This window comes from Lachnoanaerobaculum sp. MSX33 (genome assembly GCF_000512995.1).
Classification (GTDB): Bacteria; Bacillota; Clostridia; order Lachnospirales; family Lachnospiraceae; genus Lachnoanaerobaculum.
This window is the reverse complement of the sequence record NZ_AZXX01000086.1, coordinates 100441-112211: the sequence shown is the minus strand read 5'-3', so window position 1 is coordinate 112211 and position 11771 is coordinate 100441. Positions and strand designations below refer to the sequence as shown.

Below are 11771 nucleotides of genomic sequence, written 5' to 3'. Positions count from 1 at the left end.
GGAATATGATTATGAGAAGTACGGCGATAATACTTGCCGCAGGCAGCGGCAAGAGATTTAGTTCCAAGAAAAAGAAACAGTTTGTAGAGCTTTTTGATAAACCGTTATTATACTATTCTTTAAAAGCCTTCAGTGAAAGTAAGGTGGATGAAATCATTGTAGTCACTTCAAAAGATGATATTGATTTTGTAAGAGAAGATGTCATAAAAAAATACGGATTTAGTAAGGTAAGAAGTATCGTAGCCGGTGGTGATGAAAGATATGATTCCGTATACAACGGTTTAAAAGAAGCTATAGGCGATATCTGCCTGATACATGACTCTGCCAGAGCAATGATAAGTGTGGAGCTTATAAACAGATGTATAGAAGAGACTGTTAAATATAGGGCGGTTGTCCCTGCAGTAACTCCGAAAGACACTATAAGAGTACGAGATGGAGAATTTGGCGGTGAGACAATTGATCGAAATACACTTTGTATTATCCAAACCCCACAGTGCTTTGATATAGCTTTAATAAAGTCTGCATTTGAACGGCTGTATAAAACCGACTATAAGACTCTCGGCATCACAGATGATGCGATGGTGGTTGAGAAATTTACTGATACTAAGGTAAGACTGATAGAGGGTGATTATAAAAATATAAAGGTAACCACACCTGAGGATATAGTGATAGCTAAGGCGTTTTTAAATGCCGGGAACTTTTTATAGTGATGGATTAAAAGTCGATGCAGCCTGTGGTTGTGTCGGCTTTTTTGGTATGATGTCAAGTGTCGGAGGGGTTCAACTTCACAGCCGGAATTTGAGGGAAATATGAAAGTTAATATGAATATTATTGTCGGCGGAACGGATGATATATTGGATGATATACTTTCTACCGCAAGAACAGTAAGAAAAGAGATGAAAAAAACTTTTGATAGCGTTGAGATAGAGGCATTGCAGAAGATGGATATTTGTGTTTGTCTTAGCGGAAATGTATCAAAGTATTATCTGAAATCAGGAATTTATCAGGCAAGATATTATTCTAAGGCGGAGAAGTTTATGGTATATGTTCATTTTAGCTTAAATGAGTGGGATTCAAAAAAGATAGAAAGTGTAAGAAAGTTTCTTAAAATGTATAAGGACTATCTTATAGAGATTTCGGATATCATTAAGATGAAAACGACAAAGTATAAGTCGAATTTTGATAGCAGGTGTTATGAAGATGGGATTAAAAGGGTGTTTGAGAATTTGTAGATGATTTTAGATTTGAATTTGGTGATGGAAGATATGATTGGTAAAATTGTAAAAGTTAAAGTTGATCGTAAGCTTGGGAGTGCTCATCCTGATTATCCTGAACATATTTATCCAATCAATTATGGTTATATTGAAGGAATAATCACTCCTGATAGGGAAGAACAAGACGTATATATACTTGGGGTTGATAAAGCAGTAGATGAATATGAAGGAGAATTAATTGCTGTTATCAAAAGGGACGATGATGCAGAAGAAAAATGGGTTATTGCTCCAATAGGAATAAAGTTTACAGTAGAAGAAATTGAAGAAGCCGTTAGATTTCAAGAGAAATATTTCAAGTCTCATATTGAAATGTTATGATTAAATCTGAATTTGTTGAACGTGGCAAACTATAAGTTTCTATGAGATAAAACCTATAAAACTTGTACGGATGTTGTAGGGTAAGAAAAGAAAACTTCCTCTATACTAAAATAAACTGAATGAAAGGAGTAATCGAAATGAATATTATCAAGTCGTTTAACAATACGATTGATTATCTTGAAACAGTTCTCGATGATGAAATTGACGAAAAGAAAGTAACCCGGTTATCAGGATATTCTTATTCAATGTTCAGTCGCTTGTTTTCTATTCTGACCGAAACAACGCTCTCAGAATATTTAAGAAGCAGAAGATTGACGGAAGCAGCCATTATATTAAGAAATACGGATGAAAAAATTATTGATGTTGCTTTCAAATTTGGATATGAGTCATCAGATTCATTTGGAACAGCTTTTAAGAATTTTCATGGATTTACTCCCTCTGAGGTAAGAAATGGAAAACCGTTCAAATTAGTATCACGAGTGCAATTAGCACTAAGTGTAAGAGGAGGAAGAAGCATGAACATTACAATTCAAAAGAAACAAGCATTTACAGTTGCAGGTGTAAATGAACAAAGCATCAATTCATCATTATGTCCGAGTGTATGGAATAAGCTATATAAAAAATATAGCTACGATGAACTTGCAAGTTTGGGAAGCGGTCAAAGTATGGGCGTTTGTCATGATGTAGAAAATCCAAGCAAAATAAACTACATGGCAGGCTATATTGTTAATGATGTAGACAAAGCCATAAGCATGGGTTTAGATGTTTTGGAAGTGGAAGAAGCAGAGTATGCCGTTGTAGAGTTAATAGGAAGTGTTCCGGATTGTATTCATAACGGATGGAAATATGCGATGGAAGTATTTTTCCCAGAGCATGGCTATGTACATTCAGGTAAACCTGACTTTGAATATTATTACGAAGGTGATATGGATAGTAAAGACTATAAAATGGAACTTTGGATTCCTATAACTAAAGCTTAAAAAAATGGTATGTCTAAGTAATCGAATAGCGTAAAAACTAAGCACATAACTTTAAGATTATAGAATCTTTCAGATATGTGCTTTTTCTGTATTCAGTAATTTTGTTGGAAAAGTTGTAGTAAAGCTTGAAGAATCTGCGAGTATCATAGTAGTGGAGCAGATACAGAAAAGTTTTTCTACATGCCGGGACTAAAATATGGACTGAATATGAAAAGTACAGTAAAATCTATATTAGAAATGTTTTCGGGAAATATACGGGGGAAAGAAAACCTGGTGTTTGCTAATGTTTTAAGGAGATAACTATGAAGATAGATATAGTTAAAACGAGAGAGTACTACAATTCATTGTCCCCAGGATTGCTATGTGACTGTGATTACTGTAAGCTTTACTATGCTAAGTCAAGAAAAGAATTTTCGGAATTGGCATTATGGCTGGATAAATATGGTGTCGATATCGAAAAACCCCTTGAGGTTATTAGCCTTGAACCGGATGAAAGTGGGATGCTTGATTATATCGGAGTACAGTATATTGTTTTTGGTACTTTTTCAAATGATAATTCATATTATGTTGGAGATTTTAACATAAAGATTGCAGATTCACATCCAAATACCGGAATTAGTGATGAACATTTTGTTCTGGAAGTAATCCCTATGAATTCTATGAAATTATCTATTAAGGGATAATTCGGGTTTGTAGAAATAAAGTATGTGAATTTACGGAGGTAAAGAAAATGAAAAAAACAAGAGAAATGTCTCTTTACTTAATAGTGATAATTCCAGCTTTTTATGTGTTACCTGTTTTAATTAATGATACAGGAACCGGTATATTCTTCTTACTAATTTTAATTCCGATTATTTGTTTTTTAACTTCCCTAATTTATGGGATTAGACATTCTTTTAACTTGATATTTTTATTGCTAATTATGATACTCTTTGTTCCGACTATATTTTTATTTTATAATGAAAGTGCAGCTGTTTATGTATTGATATACGGTATAATTGCAACAACAGGAAATATTTTGGGAAGCTTAATTAAAAAAATGAGTAATTAAGAAATCCCTGTTTACCGGTCAGTATAAATTTGAATTTGTACTATTACCCAAATTAAGGAGAACAATAATGGCTATCACATTAAAGAAAGCAACGAGAGCAGATATAGAAACGATCTGGAAAATGCAAGTAAAGGCATTTACAGAGCTTTTAGATAAATATCAAGATTTAGATATGAGTCCCGCAACTGAAAGTTTAGAAAAAATAATCGCTAAATTTGAACAGCCTTGGACAACTTATTATTATATCGTTGAGAATGATATAGTTGTTGGTGCAGTACGAATAGTTAATAAAAATGATGGAAGTAGAAAAAGAATTTCGCCAATTTGGATTATGGGTGAATTTCGCAATAAAGGATATGCTCAACGAGCAATGATTGAACTTGAAAATATATATGGTTCTGACCATTGGTGCCTTGGTACAATTTTACAAGAAAAGGGAAATCTACATCTATATGAGAAAATGGGGTATGTACAAACCGGAAAGATTGAGCATATAAACGAAAAAATGGATATAGTATTCTATGAAAAAAATTGACGAAGAAATCAGACAGACAAATCCCGGTTTGATAAGTTCGGTAATTAGAATTTAAAAAATTGAAGTACAAAATAGTGAAGGACTTATACAGTATGGAATTGAAATTGGAAAATACAGAATCGGAAAGAACACATGAACTGGCAAATTTAATAAGAGCATACAATAGAGCCAATAGAGAACAGTCTAAAAGTGAACCTCTTAATATTTACTTGGAAGATGAAAAAGGAAATTTGGTTGCAGGAATGGTAGCGGAGACTTTCGGGAATTGGCTTGAGATTGAATATCTGTATGTCGGTGATGATTTACGTGGACAAGGAATAGGCTCAAAGATCTTAGAAATGGCGGAAAATGAGTCAAGAAATAGAGGCTGTAAGTATTCATTTGTGGATACTTTTAATTTTCAAGCACCGAAATTTTATGAAAAACATGGTTATAAAGAGGTGTTTACATTGAAAAAATATCCTTATACAGGGGAGAGATACTATTATACAAAAGAGTTATGATTTGAAATGCAGTTTGGAAGTGGATTGTTTACTATGATAAACAGTATAGCTAAATCATGGTTTACCAAGGTTAGTGAATTTTTAGTTGTTATGGAGGTAAGTAAAATAATGAAAACATATCAGGATATAAACAAAGAAACTATTGACAGATGGGTTGAGGAAGGTTGGGAATGGGGGAAACCAACTTCACATGATGCATATATCAGTGCGAAAAATGGAGAATGGAAAGTTTTTCTTACTCCTACATGTCCGGTTCCACATGAGTGGCTGGGAGATTTAAAAGGAAAGAAAATCTTAGGTTTAGCATCAGGTGGTGGTCAGCAAATGCCTATATTTAATGCTTTAGGGGCAGAATGTACTGTGCTTGATTATTCTTCAAAGCAAATAGAAAACGAATTTTTAGTTGCTGAAAGAGAGGGCTATAATATTAAAGCAATTGAAGGTGATATGACAAAAATTTTGCCTTTTGAAAATGAAACTTTTGATATAGTGTTTCATCCTGTTTCAAACTGTTATGTTGAAGATGTACAACATGTTTTTAACGAAGCATATAGAGTTCTGAAAAAGGGTGGAATTCTTCTTGCAGGTTTAAATAATGAGATAAACTACATTGTGGATGACGAAGAAAAAGAAATTGTTTGGAAAATGCCTTTTAATCCATTAAAAGATAAAGCGGCTAAAGAATATATGATTAAAGGAAATTCAGGAATTCAGTTCTCTCACAATATAACTGAGCAGATAGGTGGACAATTAAAGGCAGGGTTTACTCTGCTTGATATATATGAAGATACAAACGGTTCCGGTAGGTTGCATGAAATGAATATTAAAACATATATTGCAACTAAATCAGCTAAATTATCTAAATAGATAAATTTGAATTTTAGGAGATGTTGGTATGGATTTTAATAATTTGATTCCTGAATTATCAGTTTTTGATATTCTTCAAACTAAAAAATTTTACAAAGAATTAGGATTTAAAATAGAGTACGAACGACAGAAAGAGAAATTTATTTTTATGTCTTTTCAAGATAGTCAGTTTATGTTTGAACAAATTCATGATGAGGGGTGGAACACAGGAGAATTAATTTATCCTTTAGGAAGAGGAGTAAATTTTTCCATAGCAGTTGATGATATTGAAAAACTATATACATTAGTTAAAAACAAAAAATTAGTGATTTACAAAAAACTGACTAAAAGTGTATATTTGGTTAACGGAATAGAAGAAATACAGATGGAGTTCTTAATCCAAGATCCAAATGGATATTTATTGAGATTTACAAACTGATAACTTCCAATTTTAGGGGGTGTTTTTGTGTCAACAATTAAAATTGAAAACCTCACTTTCTCATATTATGGCTATGAAAAACCTATATTTGAAAATGTATCATTTTCATTTGATACAAACTGGAAAACAGGGTTAATAGGAAGAAATGGAATTGGAAAATCAACACTATTTAAGCTACTTCTAAACCAAGAAGTTTATCAAGGTAAAATCAGCAAAAGCGTTGATTTTATTAAATTCCCACCCAATTTAAGTGATACTTCAAAATTAGGTATTGAGTTATATAAAGAACTAATATCAGATGAGGAAGAATGGAAATTATTTAGAGAACTTAATTTGCTAAATGTAGATGAGAGTCTTGTTTACAGAAATTTTGAAACACTTTCTAAAGGAGAACAAACAAAAATCCTTTTAGCTATTTTGTTTACAAGAGAAGACGGTTTTTTACTTATAGATGAACCAACGAACCATTTAGATATGGACGGAAGAAAAATTGTCAGTGAATATCTGAAAAGTAAAAAAGGTTTTTTGCTTATATCTCATGATAGAGATTTTTTAGATGGCTGCATCAATCATGTTATTTCTATTAACAGGAATTCTATTGATGTCCAATCGGGAAATTTTACATCGTGGTATGAAAATAAATTGATGAAAGACCAATTTGAAATCAGTGAAAACGAGAAATTAAGAAAAGATATTAAACGATTAAAAGAAGCTGCAAGACAAAGTCATATTTGGTCTGATAAAGTTGAAAATACTAAAAACGGTGTGAAAGTATCAGGCGTAAAACCGGACAAGGGACATATAGGTCATCAATCAGCTAAGATGATGAAAAAATCTAAGAATTTAGAGAATAGACAAAATAAGGCAATAGAAGAAAAACAAAATTTACTAAAAGATATTGAAACAAAGGAAAGACTATTATTGCATCCGTTAGATCACCACAAAAATCCTATAATATCAGTTTGCGATTTATCATCATATTATGGAGAAAGGCAGATATTAAGTAATGTAAGTTTTGAGATAAAGCAAGGTGATATAGTGGCTATATATGGGGGTAATGGTAGCGGAAAATCAACTTTGATTAAAATTTTATTAAGGTTACATCATGAGTATTCAGGTGATGTAAAATTAGCAAGTGATTTAAAAATATCATATATTCCTCAGGATACATCAAATTTAACGGGTAGTCTAAATAAGTATATTCATGAGCAAGGTGTTGATGAAACATTGTGCAAAACAATTCTTAGAAAATTAGATTTTGCAAGAGAATTATTTGAAATGGATATGAAGAACTATAGCGATGGACAAAAAAAGAAAGTTTTAATTGCTGTAAGTTTATCAAAGCCGGCTCATATATTTGTTTGGGATGAGCCGTTAAATTATATAGATGTAATATCAAGAATACAGATTGAGGAAATTATAAAAGAAGCAAATCCTACACTCATATTTGTGGAACACGATAAGAGGTTTGTAGAAGATATAGCTAATAAAATAATACGATTATAAACTAAATTACAACTTCCGGTTTACTGGTCTTGGTAAATTTGAAGTTAAGGGGGACATTATATGTTTTAACCAGTTTAATTTTGGGTTTAGTTAGTTGGATAATTCCATTTATTAAACAGGGAAACAAAGATAGAAAAATAATTCTAAGTTTTACATTGTGCTTATTGTCAATATTTGTTCAAATACTGATGATGAAAAATTATGGTGATGAATGGACTTTAATAGTGGATGCCTTAGGAGCCTTAACAACTGTCATTCCGGTTTTAATTATAGGAACAGTAGTAGTAAATTTACTAGGAAATAGAAAATCCACGGTCTTATAGATTAACAATCCCATGTTTGCTAAGCTCGGTAATTAGAATTTAAAAAATTGAAGTACAAAATAGTGAAGGACTTATACAGTATGAAATTGAAATTAGAAAATATTGAATCGAAAAGGACTCAAGAACTGGCAAATTTAATCAGATCATACAATAGATCCAATAGAGAACCGTCTAAAAGCGAACCACTTAATATTTATTTGGAAGATGAACAGGGGAATTTAGTTGCAGGAATGGTAGCGGAGACTTTAGGGAATTGGCTTGAGATTGAATATTTATATGTCAGTGATGATTTACGGGGACAAGGGATCGGTTCAAAAATTTTGAAAATGGCGGAAAGAGAGTCAAAAGAAAGGGGGTGTAAGTATTCATTTGTGGATACTTTTAATTTTCAAGCACCGAAATTTTATGAAAAGCATGGTTATAAAGAAGGGTTTGCATTGGAAAAATACCCTTATACAGGTGAGAGATACTATTATACAAAAGAGTTGTGATTTAAAATGTAGTTTGGAATCGGATTATTTACTATGATAACATTATAGGGAAATCATTATTTACGAAGGAGGGCTGATGAAAGATATTAGACCGGATTTTAAAGATATAAAATCATTTGAAGAATTTAACAGATACTATTGGTATCGAGAAGAACTTTCACAAATTTGTAAATCCCTTGGATTGGAGTATAGATGTACAAAACAAGAGCTGAACTTAATTATAGAACAATTTTTTAGGGGAAATAGAGTGGAAAAATCTGTAAGGAAAGTAAACAAAAATCAAACTGAATCGATAAATTTAAATACGCCATTGCTTGAAGCCGGATTTTCCTTTAACCAAAAATTTAGAGATTATTTTTCTGCCGTAACAGGTGTTAATCCATTTAAATTTAATGCTGATATGGCAACAGCTTGGAGGAAAGTAAAAGCCGAAAATGATTTAAGCTTTACGATACAAGATATGCTGAAAGTATATTATGGTGAATCGGATTATGCTAAGTATGATAATTCAGCTTGTCAATGGAATCAATTTTTAAAAGATTTTTGTTTAGATGAATGTAGCAATAATTATTCTGATAAGTTAAAAGCTGCAGCTATCCTTTGGAAAGAAGTTAGAGACTCAAAAAATGAAAAAGTTTATTCAAGGGAACTTCTAAAAAAATATAGAAACAAAATAGATAAGTACTTAAAGTAAATAAATCTGATTTTAAGAGCTTGAAAGGGGGTATACAGACATTGATGAATTTTATGAAGAGAAATAAATTTTATTTACTGCTTACTGTGATTATTTGCATATGCTGTGGTTGTAAGAGTAAAAATATGAATACCGTCACAAAAGAGGAAGCAGAAAGTACAATTGTTGAAAATAGTAATGATACAAAAACAAATGATAATGAGCGCATGGAAGAAAGCACTGAGGAAAGTGCTGCGAAACTTTCGAATTTTATAAATCCTGAGGGGAATACACTTTTTACCCGTTTTATTACTCCAAGGGGATATAAAAGAGTGGAAGCGGCTGAGGGAAGTTTTGCTCATTTTATAGGCAATTATAATTTGGAGCCTGACGGTACTCCGGTATATTATTTTGACAAAAGAGAAAAGGCAGGAAACGGTCACGCGGCGGTATTTTCCATGGAAGTGGCAGAGGAGGATTTGCAGCAATGTGCAGACAGTATTATGAGAGTATATGCTGAATATTTGTATAAGATAGGAGAGCAGGATAAAATAAGCTTTACATTTGTAGACGGCTTTGTATGTGATTTTAAGCACTGGAGACAGGGGTATAGAGTAAAGTTTTCAAATGATAAACCGTACTGGGAGCAAAGTGCAAATCCTGACAGTGGTGAGGAAACATTTAAAAAGTATCTTCGCATTGTATTTGCCTATTCATCCACATTGTCTATGGAAAAAGAGTCAAGACCTGTAGATATTTCTGAAATTCAGGTGGGAGATATTTTTATAAAGGGAGGAAGCCCCGGACATGTGGTAATGGTGGCTGATATCTGTGAAAATGAAGCAGGAGAAAAGGCATTTTTACTTGCACAGGGCTTTATGCCGGCACAAAGTTTTCATATAATTAAAAATCCCGCCCACAGTGAGGATCCATGGTATTATGAAGGAGAGATAAAATATCCTTTAAGAACACAGAATTATACCTTTGATGAGGAGAGTTTAAAAAGGCTTGATTATTTAGAGGTAGATTAATATGGTAAGAGAGATAAAAGAGAATGAATTAAATGATTTACTTCAACTGTATTTGTATTTACATGAGAGTAGTCTGCCGGAGATGTCAAAGCATCTTGAGGAGGTCTGGCTTAGCATTATAAAAGATGAGAACCATCATATTATTGTTAATGAAATAGACGAAAAAATAGTATCCTCCTGTGTCTGTGTTATAATTCCGAACTTAACGAGAAATGCAAGGAGCTATGCATTTATAGAAAATGTGGTTACTCATGCCGATTATCGCGGCAGGGGCTATGCAAGTGAATGCTTAAATTTTGCGGGAAAGATAGCTAAAAAAGAGAATTGTTATAAGATAATGCTTTTAACAGGCTCAAAGGATGAATCAACATTAAACTTTTATAAAAATGCGGGCTATAATTGTGCCGATAAGACAGCATTTATACAGTGGATTAAATAATATTTATAAAATAAATAAGGGGTATATCGGGGAAAATCCTGATATACCCTTTTAGCTGCTGTGTTAATAAAAAGAAAATTTCGGATTATCATTTTATTATCATAGAATGTTTTACATACAGCCATTTATTAATGGTTTTTATTTTATATATTTGAAGCTATTTGTGATATTTTTTTCAATAGGCTTTCCCTTTTTTCCTGTGAGGATGACTCTACAGTAGCTAATGAGGTTAATTTAGCAGGTGTAATACCGCAGGGCTTTAAAATCTGATTTTTTAAAACCTTGCCGTAATCATTAAATAAAGGCACTACAATGGCAGGTGCGTCCATAGTAGTGATAATCCATGCGGATTTGCCCTTTAAATGCCCTTCAAGTCCTATTTTCTTATAAGAATAAGCAAAACCGGATACAAACACTCTGTCGATAAAGCCCTTTAAAATAGCAGGCATACCGCTCCACCATATAGGAAAGATAAAGATAAGCTTATCGGCTTCTTTGATCATATCACGATATTTGCAAGTCTCCGGACTTTTTGCAAGATCACGCCTTTTATTTTCTTCATCAAATTTCAGTACAGGATCAAAATTTTCTTTATATAAGTCTATGGTTTTAATCTTATGTGTAGACGGAATAGAACTTTCCACCTGCTTTAGTATTGCATTATTAAAACTTTTACAATTTGGATGTGCGTAAATAATCAAAATATTCATTTTCTTTCTCCTTTAATATAGATATCAAGCATATGCCTGATAGTACTTTGTATGGTTTCATTATCGAGTTCATTTCCCATAGGGCTTCCTGAGATTACAGCAAGACCGGATATAAAACTCCAAAAGTGAAGCAGAGACTCGGCTTCGCTATTTGTAAAGTTTTCCTCTTTTCGAAGCATCAGCACAATATGCTTAAACTTTGAAAATCCCGGGAAATCAGAGGTGTCTGAAATGGTATTTTCCGTGAATTTCATATATTTAAACGGGAATTTGATAAATAATGCCTCAAAAAAATAAGGATATTTCTTTGAAAAAATTATCAAATTAAGTCCCATTTGAACCAGCTGTTCTCCTGCACTTTGCTTTACATCCATATCCTTAATAAGCTCATTATCAAGTAAGGTTGAAATATGCTTTAATACAACATTCAAATAATTTTCCTTGCTCTCAAAATGGCGATAAGGAGTACCATGAGTCACTCCGCAGGATTTTGCGATGGTTCTAAGCGATAAATTATCAATTCCGGATTGCTTTATTTCTTCCACCCCGGTTAAAATAAGATCTTCTTTTAATTTTTCCGTATTTCTTTTCATATATGCCTCTTCTAAAAGTATACACTGTCTACAATATTAGTATACACCGTCTACTTTTA

General features: G+C 32.5%; 18 protein-coding genes. 16 read left to right on the top strand and 2 right to left on the bottom strand.

Translation table 11 applies throughout. The features are described 5' to 3' along the window. Positions 1 to 11 precede the first annotated feature (11 nt). The 16 genes from ispD to HMPREF1495_RS10550 all read left to right on the top strand — a co-directional run bounded on the left by ispD (position 12) and on the right by HMPREF1495_RS10550 (position 10409). The gene (gene ispD / locus HMPREF1495_RS10625) at positions 12 to 707 is read left to right on the top strand and encodes a 2-C-methyl-D-erythritol 4-phosphate cytidylyltransferase (protein WP_034214644.1); all 696 of its coding nucleotides are present in this window, start codon (positions 12 to 14) and stop codon (positions 705 to 707) included. Positions 708 to 809: 102 nt separating this feature from the next. Next, on the top strand, positions 810 to 1232 hold the full coding sequence (locus HMPREF1495_RS10620) for an Imm12 family immunity protein (RefSeq protein ID WP_034214641.1): 423 nt from the start codon (positions 810 to 812) through the stop codon (positions 1230 to 1232). Then, positions 1233 to 1592 (top strand): inorganic diphosphatase, encoded by a 360-nt coding sequence (locus HMPREF1495_RS10615; protein ID WP_242832900.1) that lies wholly within the window; start codon positions 1233 to 1235, stop codon positions 1590 to 1592. 137 nt (positions 1593 to 1729) lie between these two features. Next, positions 1730 to 2572: an AraC family transcriptional regulator gene (locus HMPREF1495_RS10610; protein WP_034214638.1), complete on the top strand. Its 843-nt coding sequence runs from the start codon at positions 1730 to 1732 to the stop codon at positions 2570 to 2572. Positions 2573 to 2874: 302 nt separating this feature from the next. Next, complete coding sequence (locus HMPREF1495_RS10605; protein WP_034214635.1) at positions 2875 to 3255, top strand: hypothetical protein; 381 nt, start codon at positions 2875 to 2877, stop codon at positions 3253 to 3255. Positions 3256 to 3302: 47 nt separating this feature from the next. Next, complete coding sequence (locus HMPREF1495_RS10600; protein WP_034214632.1) at positions 3303 to 3623, top strand: hypothetical protein; 321 nt, start codon at positions 3303 to 3305, stop codon at positions 3621 to 3623. 67 nt (positions 3624 to 3690) lie between these two features. Further along, positions 3691 to 4158 (top strand): GNAT family N-acetyltransferase, encoded by a 468-nt coding sequence (locus tag HMPREF1495_RS10595; RefSeq protein WP_034214629.1) that lies wholly within the window; start codon positions 3691 to 3693, stop codon positions 4156 to 4158. Positions 4159 to 4250: 92 nt separating this feature from the next. Then, positions 4251 to 4661 (top strand): GNAT family N-acetyltransferase, encoded by a 411-nt coding sequence (locus HMPREF1495_RS10590; RefSeq protein ID WP_034214626.1) that lies wholly within the window; start codon positions 4251 to 4253, stop codon positions 4659 to 4661. 108 nt (positions 4662 to 4769) lie between these two features. Next, a complete protein-coding gene (locus HMPREF1495_RS10585; protein ID WP_034214700.1) occupies positions 4770 to 5528 on the top strand; it encodes a class I SAM-dependent methyltransferase in 759 nt (252 codons plus the stop codon). A 28-nt stretch (positions 5529 to 5556) separates the two neighbouring features. Continuing rightward, positions 5557 to 5946 (top strand): bleomycin resistance protein, encoded by a 390-nt coding sequence (locus HMPREF1495_RS10580; RefSeq protein ID WP_034214623.1) that lies wholly within the window; start codon positions 5557 to 5559, stop codon positions 5944 to 5946. Positions 5947 to 5973: 27 nt separating this feature from the next. After that, positions 5974 to 7452 (top strand): ABC-F type ribosomal protection protein Lsa(C), encoded by a 1479-nt coding sequence (gene lsa(C) / locus HMPREF1495_RS10575; RefSeq protein ID WP_034214621.1) that lies wholly within the window; start codon positions 5974 to 5976, stop codon positions 7450 to 7452. Positions 7453 to 7532: 80 nt separating this feature from the next. Further along, positions 7533 to 7775, top strand: coding sequence for a hypothetical protein (locus tag HMPREF1495_RS10570; protein WP_242832899.1), 243 nt, complete (start codon positions 7533 to 7535; stop codon positions 7773 to 7775). 80 nt (positions 7776 to 7855) lie between these two features. Beyond that, on the top strand, positions 7856 to 8266 hold the full coding sequence (locus HMPREF1495_RS10565; RefSeq protein WP_034214615.1) for a GNAT family N-acetyltransferase: 411 nt from the start codon (positions 7856 to 7858) through the stop codon (positions 8264 to 8266). A gap of 76 nt (positions 8267 to 8342) precedes the next feature. After that, positions 8343 to 8960, top strand: coding sequence for an SAP domain-containing protein (locus HMPREF1495_RS10560; RefSeq protein WP_034214613.1), 618 nt, complete (start codon positions 8343 to 8345; stop codon positions 8958 to 8960). Positions 8961 to 9004: 44 nt separating this feature from the next. Beyond that, on the top strand, positions 9005 to 9970 hold the full coding sequence (locus tag HMPREF1495_RS10555; RefSeq protein WP_034214610.1) for a DUF4846 domain-containing protein: 966 nt from the start codon (positions 9005 to 9007) through the stop codon (positions 9968 to 9970). Between the two features lies 1 nt (position 9971). After that, positions 9972 to 10409, top strand: coding sequence for a GNAT family N-acetyltransferase (locus HMPREF1495_RS10550; protein ID WP_034214607.1), 438 nt, complete (start codon positions 9972 to 9974; stop codon positions 10407 to 10409). A 143-nt stretch (positions 10410 to 10552) separates the two neighbouring features. Here the strand turns inward: HMPREF1495_RS10550 and HMPREF1495_RS10545 are convergent, their stop codons facing one another. Together HMPREF1495_RS10545 and HMPREF1495_RS10540 are read right to left on the bottom strand one after the other, a co-directional pair. Then, a complete protein-coding gene (locus HMPREF1495_RS10545; protein WP_034214604.1) occupies positions 10553 to 11119 on the bottom strand; it encodes an NAD(P)H-dependent oxidoreductase in 567 nt (188 codons plus the stop codon). After that, positions 11116 to 11712 (bottom strand): TetR/AcrR family transcriptional regulator, encoded by a 597-nt coding sequence (locus HMPREF1495_RS10540; RefSeq protein ID WP_034214602.1) that lies wholly within the window; start codon positions 11710 to 11712, stop codon positions 11116 to 11118. Before HMPREF1495_RS10540 ends, HMPREF1495_RS10545 begins: the two co-directional genes overlap by 4 nt. Positions 11713 to 11771: the final 59 nt, after the last annotated feature.